At 59.8% G+C, this 22,793-nt stretch carries 17 protein-coding genes and 1 other RNA gene; 13 read left to right on the plus strand and 5 right to left on the minus strand.

Features of this window, described 5'->3' with window-relative positions:
* The first annotated feature begins 10 nt into the window (after positions 1-10).
* On the plus strand, positions 11-775 hold the full coding sequence (locus F2P67_RS18620; protein WP_038365431.1) for a GntR family transcriptional regulator: 765 nt from the start codon (positions 11-13) through the stop codon (positions 773-775).
* Positions 776-983: 208 nt separating this feature from the next.
* On the opposite strand, the gene guaD is transcribed toward F2P67_RS18620, so the two are convergent.
* The 4 genes from guaD to xdhA form a co-directional block, all read right to left on the minus strand.
* Positions 984-2,288: a guanine deaminase gene (gene guaD, locus F2P67_RS18625; RefSeq protein WP_166222324.1), complete on the minus strand. Its 1,305-nt coding sequence runs from the start codon at positions 2,286-2,288 to the stop codon at positions 984-986.
* Positions 2,289-2,301: 13 nt separating this feature from the next.
* Positions 2,302-3,159 (minus strand): xanthine dehydrogenase accessory protein XdhC, encoded by an 858-nt coding sequence (gene xdhC, locus F2P67_RS18630; protein ID WP_166222325.1) that lies wholly within the window; start codon positions 3,157-3,159, stop codon positions 2,302-2,304.
* 127 nt (positions 3,160-3,286) lie between these two features.
* Positions 3,287-5,680 (minus strand): xanthine dehydrogenase molybdopterin binding subunit, encoded by a 2,394-nt coding sequence (gene xdhB / locus F2P67_RS18635; protein WP_166222326.1) that lies wholly within the window; start codon positions 5,678-5,680, stop codon positions 3,287-3,289.
* A complete protein-coding gene (gene xdhA / locus F2P67_RS18640; protein ID WP_166222327.1) occupies positions 5,673-7,127 on the minus strand; it encodes a xanthine dehydrogenase small subunit in 1,455 nt (484 codons plus the stop codon). Before xdhA ends, xdhB begins: the two co-directional genes overlap by 8 nt.
* Positions 7,128-7,227: 100 nt before the next feature.
* Here xdhA and F2P67_RS18645 point away from each other — a divergent pair, with 100 nt between their 5' ends.
* The 11 genes from F2P67_RS18645 (at position 7,228) to F2P67_RS18695 (ending at position 19,687) form a co-directional block, all read left to right on the plus strand.
* Positions 7,228-7,398: a hypothetical protein gene (locus F2P67_RS18645; RefSeq protein WP_166222329.1), complete on the plus strand. Its 171-nt coding sequence runs from the start codon at positions 7,228-7,230 to the stop codon at positions 7,396-7,398.
* The gene (locus tag F2P67_RS18650; protein WP_166222330.1) at positions 7,395-8,054 is read left to right on the plus strand and encodes a GntR family transcriptional regulator; all 660 of its coding nucleotides are present in this window, start codon (positions 7,395-7,397) and stop codon (positions 8,052-8,054) included. Before F2P67_RS18645 ends, F2P67_RS18650 begins: the two co-directional genes overlap by 4 nt.
* 2 nt (positions 8,055-8,056) lie before the next feature.
* A complete protein-coding gene (gene smc, locus F2P67_RS18655) occupies positions 8,057-11,545 on the plus strand; it encodes a chromosome segregation protein SMC (RefSeq protein WP_166222331.1) in 3,489 nt (1,162 codons plus the stop codon).
* 259 nt (positions 11,546-11,804) lie between these two features.
* Entirely contained in the window at positions 11,805-12,668 is an 864-nt protein-coding gene (gene zipA / locus F2P67_RS18660; protein ID WP_166222332.1) for a cell division protein ZipA, read from the plus strand.
* Positions 12,669-12,755: 87 nt separating this feature from the next.
* Positions 12,756-15,113 carry an NAD-dependent DNA ligase LigA gene (gene ligA / locus F2P67_RS18665; protein ID WP_166222333.1) on the plus strand — a complete coding sequence of 786 codons (2,358 nt, stop codon included), beginning with the start codon at positions 12,756-12,758 and terminating at the stop codon, positions 15,111-15,113.
* A 276-nt stretch (positions 15,114-15,389) separates the two neighbouring features.
* Positions 15,390-16,556: a zinc-binding metallopeptidase family protein gene (locus tag F2P67_RS18670; RefSeq protein ID WP_166222334.1), complete on the plus strand. Its 1,167-nt coding sequence runs from the start codon at positions 15,390-15,392 to the stop codon at positions 16,554-16,556.
* A 111-nt stretch (positions 16,557-16,667) separates the two neighbouring features.
* Positions 16,668-16,764: signal recognition particle sRNA small type (gene ffs / locus F2P67_RS18675), an RNA gene on the plus strand.
* 240 nt (positions 16,765-17,004) lie between these two features.
* Positions 17,005-17,277 carry a hypothetical protein gene (locus F2P67_RS18680; RefSeq protein ID WP_166222273.1) on the plus strand — a complete coding sequence of 91 codons (273 nt, stop codon included), beginning with the start codon at positions 17,005-17,007 and terminating at the stop codon, positions 17,275-17,277.
* Positions 17,278-17,501: 224 nt separating this feature from the next.
* Positions 17,502-18,644 carry a polymorphic toxin type 44 domain-containing protein gene (locus F2P67_RS18685; RefSeq protein WP_166222335.1) on the plus strand — a complete coding sequence of 381 codons (1,143 nt, stop codon included), beginning with the start codon at positions 17,502-17,504 and terminating at the stop codon, positions 18,642-18,644.
* A gap of 49 nt (positions 18,645-18,693) precedes the next feature.
* Complete coding sequence (locus F2P67_RS18690; protein WP_343045163.1) at positions 18,694-19,044, plus strand: hypothetical protein; 351 nt, start codon at positions 18,694-18,696, stop codon at positions 19,042-19,044.
* 154 nt (positions 19,045-19,198) lie between these two features.
* A complete protein-coding gene (locus tag F2P67_RS18695) occupies positions 19,199-19,687 on the plus strand; it encodes an OB-fold protein (protein ID WP_166222336.1) in 489 nt (162 codons plus the stop codon).
* Positions 19,688-19,751: 64 nt separating this feature from the next.
* Here the strand turns inward: F2P67_RS18695 and F2P67_RS18700 are convergent, their stop codons facing one another.
* Positions 19,752-20,501 (minus strand): substrate-binding periplasmic protein, encoded by a 750-nt coding sequence (locus F2P67_RS18700; RefSeq protein WP_166222337.1) that lies wholly within the window; start codon positions 20,499-20,501, stop codon positions 19,752-19,754.
* A 145-nt stretch (positions 20,502-20,646) separates the two neighbouring features.
* Between F2P67_RS18700 and dnaX the strand changes: the two genes are divergently transcribed.
* Positions 20,647-22,734 (plus strand): DNA polymerase III subunit gamma/tau, encoded by a 2,088-nt coding sequence (gene dnaX, locus F2P67_RS18705; protein ID WP_166222339.1) that lies wholly within the window; start codon positions 20,647-20,649, stop codon positions 22,732-22,734.
* Positions 22,735-22,793 lie beyond the last annotated feature (59 nt).

Below are 22,793 nucleotides of genomic sequence, written 5' to 3' on the forward strand. Positions count from 1 at the left end.
TCGAGTGCCCATGAACGAACAGTTGCAACCCCTCAAGAAACAACCGCGAGCAGGCAAAGCCGGCCGCAGCGGAACCCAGGACGATATTGTCTACGCGCATATCTTCGAGGCCATCCTCGAACAGCGTCTGGCGCCCGGCACCAAGTTGAGCGAAGAAGCGCTGGGGGAAATCTTTGGGGTCAGCCGCACCATCATTCGCCGCGCGCTCTCGCGTCTGGCCCATGAAGGCGTCGTGCTGTTGCGGCCGAACCGTGGCGCCGTGGTTGCCAGCCCGAGTGTCGAAGAGGCGCGTCAGGTGTTTCTCGCGCGTCGTCTGGTCGAGCGCGCGATCACTGAACTGGCGGTGCAGCACGCCACCGCCGAGCAGATCGCCGAACTGCGCCAGATGGTCAACGACGAACGCGACAGCTTCTCCCGCGGCGATCGCGGTGCCGGTATCCGCCTGTCGGGCGAATTCCACCTGAAACTGGCCGAAGCCGCGATGAACGCGCCGTTGATCAGCTTCCAGCGCAGCCTCGTTTCGCAGACGTCGCTGATCATCGCCCAGTATGAAAGCGGCAACCGCTCGCACTGCTCTTACGACGAGCACACCCAATTGATCGACGCGATTGAAAAGCGTGACGGTGAGTTGGCGGTGAACCTGATGATGCATCACATGGATCACATCGACAGCAAGCTCAACCTCGATGAGGAAGGCGCGTCGGATGATCTGCATGCGGTGTTCTCGCATCTGTTGCAGACCAAGAAGCCAGGGCGTCCGAGCGCCAAGCTCTGAGGCGAATCGACAGGCAATAAAAATCCCCCGGACTGCAAAGTACCGGGGGATTTTTTTGTCCGTCTGATCTTGATCGTCCGATCGTTCCCACGCTCTGCGTGGTAACGCCTCTGGGGACGCTCCGCGTCCAGTGACGCGGAGCGTCACGGGCTGCATTCCCACGCAGAGCGTGGGAATGATCAGCGCGGGGGCGAGCAGTGTCGGAGAGTTAGCGCTGGTGTACCAGCGCGCCTGCCGCATAGGTCTGAGCCACAGTGCGGTCATCGCCCAGCGTCATCAACACGAACAACGTCTCGGCGATGTTGTTGGCCTGCTTCAAGCGGTAGCTCAGCAGCGGTGTCGCGTTGTAGTCCAGCACCAGGAAGTCGGCGTCGGAACCCGGTTGCAGGTTGCCGATCCTGTCTTCCAGACGCAGCGCCCGTGCACCGCCGAGAGTGGCGAGGTACAGCGACTTGAACGGGCTCAGGCGCGCACCTTGCAATTGCATCACTTTGTACGCTTCGTTCAGCGTCTGCAGCAGCGAGAAACTGGTGCCGCCGCCCACGTCGGTGCCCAGGCCCACGTTCAGCTTGTGCTTCTCGGCCATCGGCAGGTTGAACAGACCGCTGCCGAGGAAGAAGTTCGACGTCGGGCAGAACGAGATCGCCGAACCGGTTTCCGCCAGACGCGCGCACTCGTCGTCGCACAGGTGCACGCCGTGGGCAAACACCGAACGCTCGCCGAGCAATTGGTAGTGGTCGTAAACGTCAAGATAGCCCTTGCGCTCCGGGAACAGCTCCTTGACCCACTCGATTTCCTTGAGGTTCTCGCTGATGTGGGTCTGCATGTACAGATCCGGGTATTCCGTCAGCAATTGCCCGGCGAGGGTCAGTTGTTCCGGGGTGCTGGTCGGCGCGAAACGCGGAGTGACCGCATAGTGCAGGCGGCCCTTGCCGTGCCAGCGCTCGATCAGTGCCTTGCTCTCGACGTAGCTGGATTCGGCGGTGTCGGTCAGGTAGTCCGGCGCGTTGCGGTCCATCATCACCTTGCCGGCGATCATGCGCAGATCAAGCTTTTCAGCCGCTTCGAAGAACGAGTTCACCGACTGCGGGTGCACGCTGCCGAACACCAGTGCGGTGGTGGTGCCATTGCGCAGCAGTTCCTTGATGAAAATATCGGCGACTTCATCGGCGTGCTGTTTGTCGCCGAACTGGCTTTCGCACGGGAAGGTGTAGGTGTTCAGCCAGTCGAGCAATTGCTCGCCGTAGGCGCCGACCATGCCGGTTTGCGGCAGGTGAATGTGGGTGTCGATGAAGCCCGGGGTGATCAGCGCATCCTGGTAATGCTCGATTTCGATGTCCGCCGGCAGTGTCGGCAGCAGTTCACTGGCGTGGCCGAGGGCGCTGATCTTGCCGTCATCGACCACCAGCAGGCCGTCCTCGAAATATTCGTAGGAGGCTTCGATCCCGACTTCGGCGGGGTCGGCGATGCTGTGCAGGATGGCGGCGCGGTAGGCTTTACGAGTCAGAGGCATGAGGGTTCTCTAATCAGTTTGAGGCTTTGAGTTTGGCGGCCTGACTGCGCCGCGAAACCGGCAGCAGTTTGGCAATCGGTTCGGCGCTGGCGGTCTGCTGGCCGAAATTGGCGTTATAAGTGGCGATGATTTCGCCGGCGATGGAGATGGCGATTTCCACGGGCAACTTGCCTTTGACTTCGCCGATGCCCATCGGGCAGCGCATGCGTTGCACGACACTGGCGTCGAAGCCACGGTCACGCAAGCGGTGTTCGAACTTGGCTCGTTTGGTTTTCGAGCCGATCAGGCCGAACCAGGTGAAATCGTTGCGCTTGAGGATCGCGGCAGTGAGTTCCAGATCGAGCTGATGGTTGTGGGTCATGACGATGCAGTAGCTGCCGGCGGGCAGGTCATCGATTTCATCCACAGGCTCTTCGGCGACGATTTTACGCACGCCATGGGGAATCTGTTCGGGGAATTCGGCATCGCGCGAATCGATCCAGCGCACCCGGCAGGGCAGGCTGGCGAGCAGCGGCACCAAGGCGCGGCCGACGTGCCCGGCACCGAAGACGGCGATCTGCGCCTGCACCTGGCCCATCGGTTCAAACAGCAACACGGTGGCGCCGCCGCAACATTGGCCCAGACTGGCGCCGAGGCTGAAGCGTTCCAGATGCGTATCCTGCTTGCCGCTGGCGAGCATGTCGCGAGCGATCTGCATGGCTTTGTATTCCAGATGCCCGCCACCGATGGTGTCGAAGCTCTGATTGGCGCTGATGACCATCTTCGAACCGGCATTGCGTGGCGTCGAGCCGAGTTCTTCGATGATCGTCACCAGAACGCAGGGTTCGCCCTGGTTCTGCAGGTCGGCGAGGGCGTCGATCCAGTTGTACATATCTCACCTCTCAGATCGTTCCCATGCTCTGCGTGGGAATGCATCACTGGACGCTCCGCGTCCGCTGTTCAGGATGCGACGCAGAGCGTCGCGGGCTGCATTCCCACGCAGAGCGTGGGAACGATCATCAAACAACCTCGGTTTCAGTTTCGACGGCCTTCACCGCCTTGAGCTGGCGCATCTGCTCACAGCCCCACAACACCCGCTCCGGCGTCGCCGGCGCATCGATCTGCGGTTGGTGCCTGTAGTCACCGAGGCTCGCCACCGCATCCTTGATCGCACACCACGCGGCAATCCCGAGCATGAACGGCGGCTCACCGACAGCCTTGGAGTGGAACACCGTGTCTTCCGGGTTCTTGCGGTTTTCCACCAGTTTCACCCGCAGGTCGAGCGGCATGTCCGCCACGGCCGGGATCTTGTAGCTGGCCGGGCCGTTGGTCATCAGCTTGCCTTTGTTGTTCCAGACCAGCTCTTCCATGGTCAGCCAGCCCATGCCCTGGACGAAACCGCCCTCGACCTGACCGATATCGATGGAAGGGTTCAGCGAGGCGCCGACGTCGTGAAGGATGTCGGTACGAAGCATCTTGTACTCGCCGGTCAGGGTGTCGACGATCACTTCGCAGCACGCCGCGCCGAAGGCGAAGTAGTAGAACGGACGGCCACGGGCCTGGCTGCGGTCGTAGTAGATTTTCGGGGTCTTGTAGAACCCGGTGCTCGACAGCGATACCTGATTGAAATACGCCTGCTGGATCAGCGCTTCAAAGGTCAGGATGTGGTCGCGAACGCGCACATGACCGTTGTGGAATTCGACGTCTTCTTCGCTGACCTTGTACTGCCGTGCGGCGAATTCGACCAGGCGTTTCTTGATGGTCTCCGCAGCGTTCTGCGCCGCTTTACCGTTCAAGTCAGCACCGCTCGATGCAGCGGTCGGCGAGGTATTGGGCACCTTGTCGGTGTTGGTCGCGGTGATCTGCACGCGGTCGATTTCGACCTGGAACACTTCGGCCACAACCTGCGCGACTTTGGTGTTCAGACCCTGACCCATTTCCGTGCCGCCGTGGTTCAGGTGAATACTGCCGTCGGTGTAGATGTGGATCAGCGCGCCGGCCTGGTTCAAGAAACTCGCGGTGAAGGAAATGCCGAATTTCACCGGGGTCAGCGCCAGACCTTTTTTCAGGATCGGGCTGTTGGCGTTGTAGCGGCGGATCGCTTCGCGGCGCTCGGCGTACTGGCTGCTTTCTTCAAGTTCCGCGGTCATCTCTTCGAGCATGTTGTGCTCGACAGTCTGGTAGTAGTGGGTGACGTTGCGCTCGGTCTTGCCGTAGTAGTTGGCCTTGCGCACGGCCAGCGGATCGAGGTTGAGATGACGGGCAATCGCGTCCATCACTTCTTCAATCGCGACCATGCCTTGCGGGCCACCGAAACCACGGTAAGCGGTGTTCGACGCGGTGTTGGTCTTGCAGCGGTGACCGTGAATGGTCGCATCGCCCAGGTAGTACGAGTTGTCCGAGTGGAACATAGCGCGGTCAACGATCGACGCGGACAAGTCAGGCGAGCAGCCGCAGTTGCCGGCCAGATCCATGTTGATCCCGTGCAGGCGTCCGGTGCTGTCGAAACCGACGTCGTATTCGACGTAGAACGGGTGGCGCTTGCCGGTCATCAGCATGTCTTCGACGCGCGGCAGGCGCATCTTGGTCGGCTGGCCGGTGAGGTGCGCAACCACTGCGCACAGGCACGCCGGGCTGGCGGCCTGGGTTTCCTTGCCGCCGAAACCACCGCCCATGCGACGCATGTCGACGACGATTTTGTTCATCGACACGTCGAGCACTTCGGCGACCAGTTTCTGCACTTCGGTCGGGTTCTGCGTCGAGCAGTAAACGATCATGCCGCCGTCTTCGGTCGGCATCACCGAGGAGATTTGCGTCTCCAGATAAAAGTGCTCCTGACCGCCGATGTGCAGCGTGCCTTGAATACGGTGTTCAGCGGTGGCCAGCGCCGAGACCGAATCGCCGCGCTGATGGGTGTGGCTGTCGAGCACGAAATGGCGTTTGCGCAGCGCTTCGACTACATCGAGCACTGGCTCGAGATCTTCGTATTCGATGATCGCGGCCATGGCGGCCTTGCGTGCGGTTTCCAGGTCTTTCGCGGCAACGGCCAGCACCGGCTGACCGACGAACTGCACGTCGTCGATGGCCAGCAACGGGTCGCCGGGCATCAACGGGCCGATGTCTTTCAGGCCCGGAACGTCTTCGTGGGTGATTGCAATGCGCACGCCTTCGAAGGCGTAGCACGGCGAAGTGTCGATGCTGATGATTTTCGCGTGGGCGCGGTCCGACATGCGTGCATACAGGTGCAACTGGTTCGGAAATTCCAGGCGATCATCGATGTACTGCGCTTCACCGGACACGTGCTTGGCGGCGCTGTCGTGCTTGACGCTGCGGCCGACACCGGAGGTCAGATCCTTGGCGAACAATTCAGCCAGTTCAGCCTGAGTTTTCTCTACGCCGTGATGATTAGACATAAGCGGTCACCCGAGTCTCGATGTGCGGTGTTTGCAGTTCGATGAAGTATTTGCGCAGCAGGTTCTGCGCGCTGAGCAGGCGATATTCCTTGCTAGCGCGGAAGTCCGAGAGCGGCGTGAAATCTTCGGCCAGCGCAGCGCAGGCACGCTCGATCACGGCGTTGTTGAACGGTTGGCCGATCAGTGCGGCTTCGCAATGTGCCGCGCGTTTCGGAATCGCCGCCATGCCGCCAAAGGCCATGCGGGCGTCGGTGATCATGCAGTTTTCAATGCGCAGGTTGAACGCGGCGCAGACGGCGGAAATATCATCGTCCAGACGCTTGGATACTTTGTAGGCGCGGAAGCGCTGCTCGGCGCTGGCACGCGGCACGATAATCTTCTCGATGAACTCGCTTTCCTGACGGGCAGTCACCTTGTAATCGATGAAGTAGTCATCGAGGTTCAGCGTGCGCCGGGTTTCGCCCTTGCACAGCACGACTTGCGCGCCGAGGGCGATCAGCAGCGGTGGCGAGTCACCGATCGGCGAGGCGTTGCCGATATTGCCGCCGAGGGTGCCCTGGTTGCGGATCTGCAGGGAAGCAAACCGGTGCAGCAGTTCACCGAAGTCCGGGTACTCGGCGTTCAGTGCTTCGTAGCAGTCGGAGAGGGGGGTGGCGGCGCCGATTTCGATGCGGTCATCGAAGGTTTCGATGCGCTTCATTTCAGCGACGTTGCCGACGTAGATCATCACCGGCAGGGTGCGGTGGAACTGAGTGACTTCCAACGCCAGATCGGTGCCGCCCGCGAGCAGGCGTGCTTGTGGATAAGCGTCATATAGATCGGCCAGATCAGCGACGGTCAGCGGCACCAGGCAGCGCTTGTCGCCACTATTGAGTTCGCCGATATCGGTGGGGGCGATGGCTTTCAGGCGAGCGATGGTGTCGGCTTCGCGAGCGTCGAATTGATCCGGTTGCTTGGCGCAGCAGGATTGTTCGGCGGCAGCCAGAATCGGCCGGTAGCCGGTGCAGCGGCAGAGGTTGCCGGCCAGCGCTTCGTGAGCCTTGGCATGATCCGGTGCATCGCTGTTCTTTTGCAGGGCGAACAGCGACATGACGAAGCCGGGGGTGCAGAAACCGCACTGCGAGCCATGACACTCGACCATGGCTTTCTGCACGCTGTGCAGTTCGCCCTTGTGCTTGAGGTCTTCGACGCTGATCAGTTGTTTGCCATGCAGCGACGAAACGAACGTCAGGCACGAATTGAGGCTGCGATAACGAATGTGTTCGCGACCGCCGTCATCCGTTTGCAACTCGCCGACCACCACGGTGCAGGCGCCGCAGTCGCCGCTGGCGCAACCTTCTTTGGTGCCGGACTTACCGACGTGTTCACGCAGGTAATTGAGCACAGTCAGATTCGGGTCCAGGGCGTGCTCGCTACGGAGTTCCTGGTTAAGTAAAAACTGGATCACGGAAGGCCTCGCAGACTCATTATTGTTGTTAACCGACGTGAACCGAATTTAGCAGGTCTGACTTTTCGGTCAATGGTTTTCTGACTTAAAGGTCAGGAAAATGCGTTTCGTCGATCGACAACGTGTCTATTCAGTATTGACCCTCATCGGTCACCCCGCTTTTTTGCGGGATTCGTGCCAAAAACCGCTGAGTGGGCACTCCGCCATGACCGCGCATTTGCGCTACACTGCGCCGCTTGTGCAGATCGAAGAGTTTGAAGGACAACCATGACGTTCAAGGCGCCGGACAGCCTCGCCGAGCAAATCGCTCACCACCTCGCCGAACGCATCATTCGTGGCGAAATGAAGCCGGGAGAGCGCATTCAGGAACAGAAGGTCACGCTGGCACTCAATGTCAGCCGCGGATCGGTCCGCGAAGCCTTGCTGATCCTCGAGCGCCGCCACCTGATCGCGATCCTGCCTCGCCGTGGCGCACACGTCACCGAGCTGACGGCGCACAAGGTGCAGAGCCTGTGCACGCTGATGAGCGAGCTGTACATCCTGCTCGGCAACTCGGTGGCCAACGGCTGGAAAGTGCAGTCCGACATGGCGCCGTTCGTGCAGATCCAGCAGCGCCTGACCGCCAGCTACGAGCGTCAGGACATCCGCACGTTCGTCGACGACAGCTTCGCGGTGATGCGCGCCGCCTATCCGTTCGCTAACAACCCGTACCTGCAAGAGACCGTCGAGAACCTGCAGCCGGCCATGAGTCGCGCGTATTTCCTCGCCCTCGAACAGCGCAAGGCGGAAATGAGCGAGTTCCTCGAACTGTTCGAACGCTTGCTGGCCGCCGTGCTCGCCCGTGATTTGCCGCAGATCCGCATCGTGCTGACGGCATACGCCCAGCGCAGCTGCGATCTGGTGGTGTCTGCCCTGACGGTTGCCTAAGCGTGCGGCTCAAGTGCATCAAACTGGCGGGATTCAAATCCTTCGTCGACCCGACCACGGTGAACTTCCCCAGTAACATGGCGGCGGTCGTCGGGCCGAACGGTTGCGGCAAGTCGAATATTATCGACGCCGTGCGCTGGGTGATGGGCGAAAGCTCGGCGAAGAACCTGCGTGGCGAGTCGATGACCGACGTCATCTTCAACGGCTCGACCAGCCGCAAGCCGGTGAGTCAGGCCAGTATCGAGCTGGTCTTCGACAATTCCGACGGCACCTTGCTGGGCGAATACGCGGCGTACGCGGAAATTTCCATCCGCCGTAAAGTCACCCGCGACAGCCAGACCACGTATTACCTCAACGGCACCAAATGCCGTCGTCGCGACATCACCGATATCTTTCTCGGCACCGGCCTCGGCCCGCGCAGCTACTCGATCATCGAGCAGGGGATGATCTCCAAGCTTATCGAATCCAAGCCGGAAGACCTGCGTAACTTCATCGAAGAAGCCGCCGGCATTTCCAAGTACAAGGAGCGCCGGCGCGAGACGGAAAACCGCATCCGTCGCACCCACGAAAACCTTGCCCGTCTGACCGACCTGCGCGAAGAGCTCGAACGTCAACTCGAACGGCTGCACCGCCAGGCCGAAGCGGCGAAGAAGTATCAGGAATTCAAGGCCGAGGAGCGTCAGCTCAAGGCGCAGCTGTCGGCCCTGCGCTGGCAGGATCTCAACGATCAGGTCGGCCAGCGTGAGTCGATCATCGGCACCCAGGAAATCAGTTTCGAAGCGTTGGTCGCCGAGCAGCGTAATGCCGACGCGGCCATCGAACGCCTGCGCGACGGGCACCATGATCTGTCTGAGCGCTTCAATCTGGTGCAAGGGCGCTTTTATTCTGTCGGCGGCGACATCGCCCGGGTCGAGCAGAGCATTCAGCATGGCCAGCAACGTTTGCGTCAGTTGCAGGACGACTTGAAAGAAGCCGAACGCGCACGCCTGGAAACCGAATCGCACCTGGGCCACGACCGTACGTTGCTGCTGACCCTCGGCGAAGAGTTGGACATGCTCACCCCCGAGCAGGAAGTCACCAGCGCTGCCGCCGAAGAGGCCGCCGCTGCGCTGGAAGATTCCGAAAGCGTCATGCACGGCTGGCAGGAGCAGTGGGACACATTCAACCTGACCGCCGCCGAACCGCGCCGTCAGGCCGAAGTGCAGCAGTCGCGCATCCAGCAATTGGAAACCAGCATGGAACGCCTCGCCGATCGGCAGAAGCGTCTCGGCGAAGAACGCGCGCTGCTCTCGGCTGATCCCGAAGACGCAGCGATCATGGCGCTCAACGAGCAGCTCGCCGAGTCCGAAGCGACGCTCGAAGATTTACAGACCAGCGAAGAAGCGCAGGTCGAAAAGCTTGAACAACTGCGTCAGGAGTTGCAGCAGGCGCTGACCGCGCAGCAGCAGGCACAGGGTGATTTGCAGCGCCTCAACGGTCGTCTCGCGTCCCTTGAAGCCTTGCAACAAGCCGCGCTCGATCCGGGCACCGGCACCGCTGAATGGCTAAAGGAACACAACCTCGCCGAGCGTCCGCGTCTGGCCGAAGGCCTGAAAGTCGAGGCCGGTTGGGAATTGGCGGTGGAAACCGTGCTCGGCGCCGATCTGCAAGCGGTGCTGGTCGACAATTTCAGCGGCTTCGATCTGTCCGGTTTCACTCAGGGCGATTTGCGCCTGCTCAGCCCGGCCAGCGAGGGCGTGCGGGTGGCGGGCAGCCTGCTGGATAAAGTCGAGGCACAGGTCGATTTGTCGCCGTGGCTGGGTCAGGTCAAACCGGTCGATAGCCTGGAGCAGGCGCTGGCCTTGCGCGGGCAGTTAAGCGCAGGCCAAAGCCTGATCAGTCGTGACGGTTACTGGGTCGGCCGACACTTCCTGCGTGTACGCCGGGCCAGTGAAGCGGAAAGCGGCATGCTCGCCCGTGGCCAGGAAATCGAAGCGCTGCAGCTTGAGCGTGAGGAGAAAGAAGCCACCGTCGAGGCCATGGAAACCCGCTTGCAAACCCTGCGCGCGCAACAGCGTCAGCAGGAAAACGGCCGCGAACATTTGCGTCGTTTGCTGCAAGACGAAGCGCGCCAGCAAGGTGAACTCAAAGCCCAGTTGTCTGCCGGTAAAGCCAAGGCCGAACAACTGACCTTGCGCCGTACTCGCCTCGATGAAGAACTGGTCGAACTTGGCGAGCAACGCGAACTCGAGCACGAGCAGATCGGCGAAGCGCGCATGCAGTTGCAGGAAGCCCTCGACGCGATGGCGCTGGACACTGAACAGCGCGAGTTGCTGCTGGCCCAGCGCGACAGCCTGCGCGAGCGTCTTGATCGGGTGCGTCAGGAGGCGCGGCAGCATAAGGATCACGCGCACCAATTGGCCGTGCGTCTCGGCTCGTTGCGCGCCCAGCACGACTCCACGCGTCAGGCGCTGGAACGTCTCGAAATGCAGGCTGAACGCCTGACCGAAAAACGCGAACAGTTGAGTCTCAATCTGGAAGAGGGCGAGGCGCCGCTGGAAGAGCTGCGCCTGAAACTCGAAGAGCTGCTCGACAAGCGCATGACCGTCGACGAAGAACTCAAGACCGCGCAGATCGCTCTGGAAGACGCCGACCGCGAACTGCGCGACGCGGAAAAACGCCGGACTCAGGCCGAGCAGCAATCACAGCTGATACGCGGTCAGCTCGAACAACAGCGCATGGAATGGCAAGCCCTGACCGTGCGCCGCAAGGCCTTGCAGGATCAACTGCTCGAAGACGGCTACGATCTCAATGGCGTGCTCGCGACATTGACCGCGCAAGCCAGTGAACGCGAAGCCGAAGAAGAACTCGAACGGATCAATGCGCGGATTCAACGCCTGGGCGCGATCAACCTCGCGGCCATCGACGAATACACGCAACAATCCGAGCGTAAACGTTATCTGGACGCGCAGGACGCCGATCTGGTCGAAGCACTCGAGACCCTGGAAAACGTTATCCGCAAGATCGACAAGGAAACCCGTAACCGCTTCAAAGATACCTTTGATCAGATCAATGGCGGTTTGCAGGCGCTTTTCCCAAAAGTTTTCGGTGGCGGGCGCGCCTATTTGGAACTGACGGGCGAAGATCTACTCGATACAGGGGTGACGATCATGGCGCAGCCGCCAGGGAAGAAGAACAGCACCATCCATTTGCTCTCCGGCGGGGAAAAAGCCCTGACCGCGCTGGCACTGGTTTTTGCGATCTTCAAATTGAATCCGGCGCCGTTCTGCATGCTTGATGAAGTTGACGCGCCACTGGATGACGCTAACGTTGGACGCTACGCACGATTGGTTAAAGAGATGTCGCAGACCGTGCAGTTCATCTACATCACCCACAACAAGATCGCCATGGAAATGGCCGAGCAATTGATGGGTGTGACGATGCATGAGCCGGGTTGTTCGCGACTGGTGGCCGTGGATGTCGAGGAGGCGATGGCGATGGTGGACGCCTGAGTCAGCGCGGCGTAGGAGAGGTATTAGAGGCTTGTAGGACTTTTTTACCTTCTTCGACTTGCTGGCCAATCGACATATTCGCGCAAGCCAACGAGACAGACGGTGTAAAGTTGTCTTTGGTCGTGCTAGTTTAATGTCAATTTTTCGTATACGTGGGCAAAACGCCTGTCAGAACATAGAGTTGGCGCCACGTTTTAAAGCGGTTTACGCAGTGTAAACCCCTTATTTTTCAGCATTTTTTATAGAGGCACGGGATTACATGGAAATCGGTCTGCGCGAGTGGCTGATCGTCATCGGCATCATTGTGATAGCCGGTATTCTTTTCGATGGCTGGCGCCGTATGCGCGGCGGCAAGGGAAAACTGAAATTCCGTCTTGACCGAAACCTGTCCAACTTGCCGGACGAGGACACCAGCGCCGAGCTGTTGGGCCCGGCCCGCGTTCTGGACACGCACAAAGAACCGCAACTGGACGAACATGATCTGCCGTCGGTGAGCATGCCGGCCCGCGAAGCACGCGAGCCTCGCGAATCCGGCTCGAAGCGTGGCAAGCGTGGCAGCAACGGTCCGGCCCAGGGCGACCTGAATCTTGATCTGGATCTGGACGGCGGCCCGAGCTTCAGCAGCCGTGACGATGACTTCGTCGAAGACAGCAAGCCAACGCCTGCGGTTGCCGACAAAGATCAGCCACAAGCTGAAGAAGTCCTGGTGATCAGCGTGATCTGCCGCGACGCTGCTGGCTTCAAAGGCCCGGCGCTGTTGCAGAACATCCTGGAAAGCGGTCTGCGTTTTGGCGAGATGGATATTTTCCACCGCCATGAAAGCATGGCCGGCAACGGTGAAGTGCTGTTCTCCATGGCCAACGCGGTAAAGCCGGGCATTTTCGATCTGGACGACATCGACCATTTCAGCACCCCGGCGGTGAGCTTCTTCCTCGGCCTGCCAGGCCCGCGTCATCCGAAGCAAGCCTTCGACGTGATGGTGGCCGCAGCCCGCAAGCTGTCGCAGGAACTGAACGGCGAGTTGAAAGATGACCAGCGTAGTGTCCTGACCGCGCAGACCATCGAGCACTACCGTCAGCGCATCGTCGAGTTCGAACGTCGCGCCCTGACCCAGAAGCGCTGATTGATAAGATTGCCTCGTCTTGAAGAGGCAATCGGCAATATAGATTGAGCAGCCTCGGCTGCTCTTTTGCTTTATGAGAGAACACCCATGACCGCCGCCAAAAACCGCATTCTAGAGCTGCGCGCTGAACTCGATCAGCACAACTACCGTTATCACGTCCTCGATGAGCCGAGCATTCCGGATGCCGAGTACGACCGGTTGTTCCACGAGCTCAAGGCGCTGGAAGCGGCCAACCCCGAGTTGATCACCAGCGACTCGCCGACCCAGCGTGTCGGCAGCGTGGCACTGACGGCGTTCACCCAGGTGCGCCACGAAGTACCGATGCTCAGCCTCGGCAACGCCTTTGAAGAAACCGACATGCGCGAGTTTGATCGTCGGGTCACCGAAGGACTGGACCTGCCGGCGGGCGATCTGTTTGGCGGTGGTGCGGCGGTGGAGTACAGCTGTGAGCCGAAGCTCGATGGTTTGGCGGTCAGCCTGCTGTATCAGGACGGCGTGCTGGTACGCGGCGCCACGCGCGGCGACGGCACAACCGGTGAAGACATCAGCGTCAACGTGCGCACGGTGCGCAACATTCCGCTGAAGCTGCACGGCGAAGGCTGGCCGGCGACGCTGGAAGTGCGCGGTGAAGTGTTTATGTCCAAGGCCGGTTTCGAGCGTCTTAATGCCTCGCAACTGGAAATCGGAGGCAAGACCTTCGCCAACCCGCGCAACGCCGCCGCCGGCAGCTTGCGTCAGCTGGATTCGAAGATCACCGCCAACCGTCCGCTGGAATTCTGCTGCTACGGCATCGGTCAGGTTTCCCACGATATTTCCGACACCCACATCGGCAACCTCAAGCAGTTGCAGAAGTGGGGCATGCCGATCAGTCACGAACTGAAACTGGCCAAGGGCATCGGCGAGTGCCTGGATTACTACCGCGACATCGGCGAACGGCGCAACTCGCTGGCCTACGAAATCGACGGTGTGGTGTTCAAGGTCAACAGCATCGCTGATCAGCGTGAGCTGGGCTTCCGCGCCCGCGAGCCGCGTTGGGCGATCGCGCATAAATTTCCGGCGATGGAAGAACTCACCGAATTGCTCGACGTCGAGTTTCAGGTAGGCCGCACGGGGGCCGTGACTCCGGTCGCACGACTGAAACCGGTCAAGGTTGCCGGCGTCACCGTGGCCAACGCCACGCTGCACAACATGGACGAAGTCGCGCGTCTGGGCCTGATGATCGGCGACACCGTGATCATCCGTCGTGCCGGTGACGTGATTCCGCAAGTGGTGCAGGTGGTGCTGGAGCGCCGCCCGGAAAACGCACGGCCAGTGGCGATCCCCGAGAGTTGCCCGGTCTGCGGCTCGCACGTCGAGCGCACGCAACTGATCAAGCGCAGCAAAGGCAAGGAAACCGTCAGCGAAGGCGCGGTGTATCGCTGCGTCGGCCGTCTGGCCTGCGGCGCGCAACTAAAGCAGGCGATCATCCACTTCGTCTCGCGCCGCGCGATGGACATCGAAGGCCTGGGCGACAAGAGCGTCGAGCAACTGGTCGACGAAGGTCTGGTCAGCTCGCCGGCCGACCTGTACGCACTGAAGTTCGACGACATCGTCGACCTGGAAGGCTTTGCCGAGGTGTCGAGCAATAAGTTGCTGGCCGCTATCGAAGACAGCAAGAAGCCGGGGCTGGCGCGCTTCATCTATGCGCTGGGCATTCCTGATGTCGGCGAAGAAACGGCCAAGGTGTTGGCGCGCTCGCTGGGTTCGCTGGAGCGCGTTCAGCAGGCTTTGCCGCAAGTGCTGACCTACCTGCCGGATGTCGGTCTGGAGGTGGCGCACGAGATTCACAGCTTCTTCGAAGATGCGCACAACCAGCAGGTCATCACTGAGCTGCTGGGGCACGGTTTGCAGATTCAGGATCAAGGTGAGCTGGGCGCCGAATTTGCGGCGAGCACCACGCTGGGCGGTTTCCTCGACAAGCTGCACATTCCTTCGGTCGGCCCGGGTGGCGCGCAGAAACTGGCGGACAAGTTTGGCTCGCTCGAAGCGGTGATGAATGCCGACTGGCTGGACATGCGTCAGGCGCTCCCGGAGAAACAGGCAAACGCCGTGCGTGAGTTCTTCGCCTTGCCTGATAATCGTCAACTGGCCGAGGCGTCCGAGAAACAACTGCGCGACTTCGGCATGCACTGGCAAAGCGAGAAGAAAGTCGTCGAAGGCCTGCCGCTGTCCGGCGAAACCTGGGTGCTGACCGGCAAAGTCGAGTTGATGAGCCGCGATGTCGCCAAGGAGCACCTCGAAAGCCTCGGTGCGAAAGTCGCCGGTTCCGTGTCTGCCAAGACCCATTGCGTAGTCGCCGGCCCGGGTGCTGGCTCGAAACTGACCAAGGCCAATGAACTGGGCGTGAAAGTGATGGACGAAGAAGCGTTCATCGCTTTCCTCAAAACCCACGGACTTCAGGTCTGACGCGAAACCCATGGCCTTCAGGTCTGACACAAAACCCTGTGGCGAGGGGATTTATCCCCGTTCGGCGACGCAGTCGTCGCAAAACCATACGGCTCGGTACACCTGATTTACCGCGTTGTATGGATTTGGGGTCGCTTCGCAACCCAACGGGGCGGTGCGACGTTTCGCTAAATCCCCTCGCCACAAGGGTGTTATCACCTGTTTGCGCTGTCATGGGCGGGAACGATGTTGTCTTCAGAATGATCTAGTCTTGGCAAGCCCCAGGGAGAGATCGCCATGTACCGCTTTTTCGAGCAGCTCAGTTCCCGCATCGTCGCGCCGTTCATGGGCGAATCCTCACGCAACAGCAAAGTCTGGCCGTGCCGCTGCGGCCAGTCGCTGTTTTTTCGCAACAGTCAGTGCTTGGCCTGCAGCGCAGTGTTGGGTTATCAGCCTGAAGAAAGTCGCATCACCTCGCTGTCGCCCGGTACGCAGAACGGCACCTGGACGCTGGATGCCGATCCCGGCGCGGGACTTTTTCGCCGCTGCGCCAACCTCGACACTCCGGCGGCGTGCAACTGGTTGCTGCCTGACAGCGTGGACAACGCCTTGTGCGTCGCCTGCAGCCTGAATCGCACCATCCCTGACCTGTCCGACCCGGATAACCCAGAACGCTGGCGCAAAGTCGAAATCGCCAAGCGGCGCCTGGTCGCGCAACTGATCACCCTCGGTTTGCAGGTCATCCCGAAAAGCGTGGACGAGGATGCCGGTCTGGCTTTCGATTTCATCGGCGTCGACCTCGAGGGCAATGCGCCCATGACCGGTCATGCCAATGGCTTGATCACCCTCGACATCAAAGAGGCCGACGACGCCCATCGCGAGCAGGTGCGGGCGGCGATGCATGAACCCTATCGCACGTTACTCGGGCATTTTCGCCACGAAGTCGGGCATTACTACTGGGATCGACTGATCGCCAACGGCCCGTGGCTCGACGCCTTCCGCAACCTGTTCGGCGACGAGCGCGCCAGTTACGCCGAAGCGCTCGACCGCCATTACCGGCAAGGCGCGCCGCTGGACTGGACGCAGCGCTACGTCAGTGCCTACGCGACCATGCACCCGTGGGAAGACTGGGCAGAAACCTGGGCGCATTACCTGCACATGATGGACGCGGTGGACACGGCGCTGGGCTTCGGCATGAGCGCGCGGGAAATGGATTTCGACTACCAGCCGTTTCCCGCCAGCACCCTGTACGAGCCGGAACACCCCGGCGGCGAGGCGTTCCTGTCGTTCGTCAACGCGTGGATCGAACTGGCCGGAATGCTCAATGAGTTGTCCCGCAGTATGGGCCAGCCGGATTTCTACCCGTTCGTGCTGCCGGCGGCGGCCATTGCCAAGCTGCACTTCATTCACCTGGTGATCCAGCAGGCGGGCGGCAGGGCGGACGAGGTGTTGCAGGCGCAATAGCAAGTGCTTGAAGCCCTTGATGTTTTTAATCTGAAACCAACGGTTGTAACTTCGTCTCAGATAGGTACAATGGCGCGGCTCGCCGACAGGCAAGCATCGTTATGGTGACCCTATCGGTCCCCCCGCAACGATTACCCGTGAACCTGGTCAGAGCCGGAAGGCAGCAGCCACAGCGGGAACATTGTGTGCCGGGGTGTGGCTGGTAGGGTTACCACCTTAACGAACAATCGAATGCTTCAAACAGAACTGCATGGGTTTCGCCCACTGCGGTTTTTTTGTGCCTGTGATTTGTCGGAGCACGCAAAATCTTCCTGTAGGAAAGTCCCATCTCGCAACGCCGCCATATGAAGTGAAATGTCCTCCCTGTCTTGCACGTGCTTTTAACCATCGCGGATGAAGGCTGTCATACTCCGTTACCCAGTATTGAAAACTAGTCTAAGTGGGTGAAATGGAAAACTCGACCCAAGCAAAAATTCGGGACTGGCAGCTACGCCGTCTAGAGATCAAGGAGCAGATGCAATTGCATCCCGAAAAAACCCTTGAGCTTTCGAGGGTGCTTGATCTCATGGACGAAGAACATGCTGCGATTCTAAGTGGTGCAACCGCTAGCAAGCGCGCGGATCAACCTCAGCAAGACATGTCACAAACACCGAATGGGAAAGCCACAAGAGCGCCTTCGTTTGGTTGGTACGTGCCTTTGACGGCCTTCTCACGGACATAGTGGCCAACGCAGCCAGCCGCAGAGTTGCAGGAGGCAGTACCTGAAAGCCTGTTGCAGGCAGGCCGGCATCCACAGAAACTGAAGTTGTGTCCTCAGGCAATTCTTGCCTCAAGATCGGACTTTTCCTAAAGACCACCCGCCGAAGCGTGCGGTACCATCGCGGCGCCTGCAACACGCTTTCGCCTCCAATGACGGAGGTTTTATTTTCGACACAAGGACGACGAATGATTTCTTCTGCTCGATTGGGAGACAAGCATGTCTGCCCATTTCCGGGACACGGTACAACCCCAATCGCGTCTGCATCTGCTGATACAAATATCAATTTCATGGGGTCCGCTCGTGTGGGCGATTCCTGTGGGTGCGGCGCTGTCATCACCACGGGATTTCCATCGATTCTGGTAAATGGCCGTCCTATGGCTCATTTAGGAAGTCCTACCAGTCACGGCGGAACGATCATCACCGGATCAGGTGATGTCGGTGGTGGCTTCGTCTTGGGGGACGCAGGAGGGGCAACAATCATCAACTTCATGGCGCTGGGAGCGATTCGTCCAAACGGCACGGTAGACGAGGAAAAAATGGCCACGCTACTCGCCGATCCGCGGTTGAAAGATAAGGCTGTAGCGGCCAACGCACTTGTACATACTGGCACTCCACCCCCGGAACAGCAGGCAGAGAGCGTGCAGTCTCCTGTATGCGACCATCCTGACCAGATGGAACCGGTGGCTAACTATATCGCTGCTGAGATGAATCGAAACATCCTGAGCTCTGAGGTTTCAGCGATGCAAAAGCTCTATAGCTATGATCCGGCTTCACCGGACAGGAAGCCTCCGCTATTCAAGGGGGAGGGCGGTCCAACTTCCCGTCTACTCGGCAGTTACATGGATATAGCCGCAGCGTGGGCAATCTGGGCAGGTAAAGTAGGCCCGAGAATGGACTGGGACCATAAGCCGAAGTTGCGCAAACTCTTTGTTGGCGTTTATCACAAACAGGGAGGCTACGATTACTTCTACGACATCTGGTCGAACATCCATTATGGGTATGTCGGAGTCGTAGCGGGCATGTCAGAGAGCGAACTGTTGGATGGAGCCGGGGCTGCGCAGTTTTTGTCAGATGCCGCCACCAAAGCTGGCGAGTTGAGCAGGCCGGAGGAGGAGAGAGTCCATCCCGGTCCGCATACGACGGCGAGCCCGTGGTATGAACCGCGATCCTGGGATGATGTTGCCGATAGAGTATCAATTCAAATCGGGATGAGGCTCGCCAAGCAGTATCCTGCAGGTGGAGTGACCGCGAAGATGATCATGGATGAAGTTGTAGCAATACCACCAGAGAACTGGGGAGATGGAGTTCGTGCTCACAAATGTCAGTAAGAGTCGCACATGGTTGATGCGGATACTCTGGATACCGGTAGCGTATTTAGTGATCACTCACTGGGACATAGCTTTGCCGACGGTGAATGTTCACTACTCTAAAGCAGGGCGGGACGAGTTTCGGTATATCTGGAACGTGCAGGATCGCATTTACAAAGGCGGGATGCTTCCAGGTGGGGGGGCGATGGATAATGGCGTCCTTTTCCCCGACGACGAATTCTTTATGGAGTTTTCGTGGTGGAGCAACAAAGGTGGTCGTAATCATTGCATCAGCATCACTCCCAAATGGCCAAACACGAACATCTATCTCGACGCAGACGGCAACATTGATATGCGGAAAGAAAGTGGTACTGACGCAGATCGTTTGAAGGAGTGCCAGTGGGATTTGGCCAAGCCCTGATCGACCAGTGTTCCTAAAATCGTTTCGATGATGGCAACTGGCCTTGCGTCGTTACGGCCAGTTCTAGAGAATCACCTCGCTCCAAATCGCCGGACAACATCGGCGAACGTTTGCAATGCAGTAATGGAAACTCGACTATCAGAGGAAGAAAGGCGTGAAAAAACTGTTCAAATGGGTCGGCATCATCATCGGTGTTCTGTTCGTCATCGGTTTCATCAGCAACGCGATGAAATCTCCAGAGCAGAAACAAGCTGAGGCGGTGGCACTTGCCGACGCGAAAAAGGCCCGCGCGCAAGCAGAGCTGGAAAAGGCAAAACAGGAGCTGGCAGCTACGCCAACTGTGACGGCTGGTGACATCGCCGTTGCATACAACGACAACACCGTTGCTGCTGATCAGAAGTTTAAAGGTAAAAAATTCAAAGTCTCGGGCACTGTCACAGACATCAACACTGATTTTATGGGCAACCCGTATCTCACGTTGCGCGGCGGTGTGAATCAGTTCATGGAACCGCAGTTTTCCTTCGAGAAGAGTGATGCTAATGCACTTGCTTCACTCAAAAAGGGTACGAAGGTCACTTTGCTGTGTGTCGGAAAGGGTGACGTAGCCAAGATCCCAATGTCAGGTTCTTGCGCTCTGCTTTGATTTGTTCGGTGAATACGAGGAAGGGACTCATTTTATGAGTCCCTTTTTTGTTTTCGTCAGAGGCTCACGGTTCGCTACCCGAGCTGCCGGTATACAACCGGATAATCTCATCAATCTCCCCCGACATTTTCATCCGCAGCAACGTGCGTAAAATCCGCTGCACCGGCACCTTCGGATCATTCCTCACGTAGCAGCCGACCTTCTGTTCCTGCAGCACCGCGACCCCTTGCAGTTGTTGCTCAGGCATCAGCCGCTGATTGAACCAGTCCAGCGTCCATTGATTGCTCACCGCGTAGCGATAGCGCCCGGCCAGCAGTTTCTCCAGCACTTGTTCCTGATTGCGCGCATCTTCGCGTTGCAGTCGGTCGGCATCGAACAGCGGCTGCAGGGTGGGGTAGGTGTAGCCCAGAACGGTGCCGATGGATTGGCGGGGCAGGTTGGCGGGATCGGCGCTGGTGGGTTGATCCTTGCGGCTGATCAACAGATCACGCTGAAACAGCAGCGGAATGCTCCAGATGTAATCCCCCGACTGATTCGGCAGCCACGATTGCGCGGCGTAGCAGCGTACGTCGATCTCGCCGTGCTCCATGGCGCTCTGTACCCGCGCGCGGGGCAGGACGTGAAATTGCGCTGGCGCGCCGACCTGGGTGGCCAGGCTGAGCATCAGGTCGTAGAGAATGCCCTGGGTCGGGCGACCGCGTTCGAACTGCACCATCGGCATCGCCCAGCTATCGGGCATGGCAAAGCGCAACGGCGGTTGCGCTGCCGCCACGCTCAGGCTGATTCCCAGCAGTGCCCCAAAGGCCCAACGCATAAATGCTCCGGTAATTCCCCATCCCGAGCCGATAAAAGCCTCTGCTCATGCAGCTTAGCCACATTAGACGAGGACACCGGATGCAATTTTGCCCTTGCTCCGCTAGCATTAGCCGCTTCAGCTTCCTTCGTTGCGACGGTTTTCGATGAGTTATCAGGTTCTTGCACGTAAATGGCGTCCGCGCTCGTTCCGCGAAATGGTCGGCCAGACCCATGTGCTCAAGGCTCTGATCAATGCCTTGGACAGCCAACGGCTGCACCACGCGTACCTGTTCACCGGTACGCGCGGGGTGGGTAAGACCACGATTGCGCGGATCATCGCCAAATGCCTGAACTGTGAAACAGGTATCACTTCCAGCCCGTGCGGCGAGTGCTCGGTGTGCCGTGAAATCGACGAAGGTCGTTTTGTCGACCTGATCGAAATCGACGCCGCGAGCCGCACCAAGGTCGAAGACACCCGCGAGCTGCTCGACAACGTGCAGTACGCGCCAAGCCGTGGGCGCTTCAAGGTCTACCTGATCGACGAAGTGCACATGCTTTCCAGCCATTCCTTCAATGCGCTGCTGAAAACCCTCGAAGAGCCGCCGCCGTACGTCAAGTTCATCCTGGCGACCACCGACCCGCAGAAACTTCCGGCAACGATTTTGTCGCGATGCCTGCAGTTCTCCCTGAAGAACATGACGCCGGAACGCGTGGTCGAGCACCTGACCCACGTCCTCACCGCCGAAAACGTGCCGTTCGAAGACGATGCACTGTGGCTGCTCGGTCGCGCTGCTGACGGTTCGATGCGTGACGCCATGAGCCTGACCGATCAGGCTATCGCCTTCGGTGAGGGCAAGGTTCTGGCCACCGACGTGCGGGCGATGCTCGGCACGCTGGATCACGGTCAGGTTTACGACGTGCTGCATTCGTTGATCGAAGGCGACGCCAGGGCGCTGCTTGAAGCGGTGCGTCACCTGGCCGAACAAGGCCCGGACTGGAATGGCGTACTCTCGGAAATTCTCAATGTGCTGCACCGTGTGGCCATCGCCCAGGCGTTGCCGGAAGGTGTCGACAACGGCCATGGTGATCGTGACCGGGTGTTGGCATTGGCCCAGGCCTTGCCCGCCGAAGACGTGCAGTTCTATTACCAGATGGGCTTGATCGGCCGCCGTGATTTGCCGCTGGCGCCGGATCCACGCGGCGGCTTCGAGATGGTTCTGCTGCGGATGCTGGCCTTCCGGCCGGCAGACACGGCGGACGCCCCGAGGCAACCGCTAAAGCCAGTGGGGATCAGCCAGGCCACAGTTGATTCCGCAAACTCCGTGGCTGCCGCGCCGAAACCTGCGCCGGTGGTCGCTGCGGCTGTTGCACCGACACCCGCGCCAGCGCCTGTGGCTGCGCCTGCACCGATTCCCGAGCCCGTGGTCGCGGCTGATCCGCAACCAGCGCCGGAACCCGAGCCGGAGCCAGTCGCCGTCGAAGCGGTAGTCGACCTGCCTTGGAACGACCCGGTAGAACCTGAGCCAGAGCCGGTGCAGCAACCCGCTGTCGAGCCGGTACTGGAAACCGCTGGCGAGCAACCCGAGCTGCCGCCGATGCCGTTACCGACCCCGGACAGCGTCGTCCCGGACGCCCCTGAGTGGGCTGCAGCGCCGATTCCAGAGCCGTCGGTCGCCGACGTCGATGCTGCGACACCGGGCATGGACATGGACGACGAGCCGCCGCTGGACGAGGATTACATCGAGCCGGACATCGATTCGGCCTACAGCTACCTCGATGAGCTGGCCAGCGAACACGCCGCCGAACCGGCGCCCGAGCCCGAACCGGAACCTGCCGCCGCGCCGGCCACCGGTCTGGCCCTGCAATGGCTGGAGCTGTTCCCGAAACTGCCGATTTCCGGCATGACCGGCAGCATCGCCGCCAACTGCACGCTGATCGCGGTCGATGGCGACCATTGGCTGATGCACCTCGACCCGGCGCACAGTGCGCTGTTCAACGCCACGCAGCAGCGTCGTCTCAACGATGCGTTGAACCAGTTCCATGGCCGCACGCTGGGCCTGACCATCGAGCTGATCAAGCCCGAGCAGGAAACCCCGGCCCAGGCAGCCTCGCGGCGCCGTGCCAACCGTCAGCGCGAGGCGGAGGAGTCGATTCACGGCGATCCGTTCATCCAGCAGATGGTTCAGCAGTTCGGCGCGGTGGTGCGACACGATACTATTGAACCTGTCGATGCTCTGGTCACTCAGGGCTAATAACTGAAGGTGCCCGGTTTTCATGACAGGGCGCTGTTTTGATCCAAGTACTTTTGAGG

This window comes from Pseudomonas atagonensis, assembly GCF_011369485.1.
Lineage (GTDB): Bacteria > Pseudomonadota > Gammaproteobacteria > Pseudomonadales > Pseudomonadaceae > Aquipseudomonas > Aquipseudomonas atagonensis.

Bases quoted from the DNA above. Each gene is read 5' to 3' on its own strand.
- F2P67_RS18620 (WP_038365431.1), top strand. From the start codon at position 11: ATGAACGAACAGTTGCAACCCCTCAAGAAACAACCGCGAGCAGGCAAA.
- guaD (WP_166222324.1), bottom strand. From the start codon at position 2,288: ATGCCTCTGACTCGTAAAGCCTACCGCGCCGCCATCCTGCACAGCATC.
- xdhC (WP_166222325.1), bottom strand. From the start codon at position 3,159: ATGTACAACTGGATCGACGCCCTCGCCGACCTGCAGAACCAGGGCGAA.
- xdhB (WP_166222326.1), bottom strand. From the start codon at position 5,680: ATGTCTAATCATCACGGCGTAGAGAAAACTCAGGCTGAACTGGCTGAA.
- F2P67_RS18645 (WP_166222329.1), top strand. From the start codon at position 7,228: ATGCGTTTCGTCGATCGACAACGTGTCTATTCAGTATTGACCCTCATC.
- F2P67_RS18650 (WP_166222330.1), top strand. From the start codon at position 7,395: ATGACGTTCAAGGCGCCGGACAGCCTCGCCGAGCAAATCGCTCACCAC.
- zipA (WP_166222332.1), top strand. From the start codon at position 11,805: ATGGAAATCGGTCTGCGCGAGTGGCTGATCGTCATCGGCATCATTGTG.
- ligA (WP_166222333.1), top strand. From the start codon at position 12,756: ATGACCGCCGCCAAAAACCGCATTCTAGAGCTGCGCGCTGAACTCGAT.
- F2P67_RS18670 (WP_166222334.1), top strand. From the start codon at position 15,390: ATGTACCGCTTTTTCGAGCAGCTCAGTTCCCGCATCGTCGCGCCGTTC.
- F2P67_RS18680 (WP_166222273.1), top strand. From the start codon at position 17,005: ATGGAAAACTCGACCCAAGCAAAAATTCGGGACTGGCAGCTACGCCGT.
- F2P67_RS18685 (WP_166222335.1), top strand. From the start codon at position 17,502: ATGATTTCTTCTGCTCGATTGGGAGACAAGCATGTCTGCCCATTTCCG.
- F2P67_RS18700 (WP_166222337.1), bottom strand. From the start codon at position 20,501: ATGCGTTGGGCCTTTGGGGCACTGCTGGGAATCAGCCTGAGCGTGGCG.
- dnaX (WP_166222339.1), top strand. From the start codon at position 20,647: ATGAGTTATCAGGTTCTTGCACGTAAATGGCGTCCGCGCTCGTTCCGC.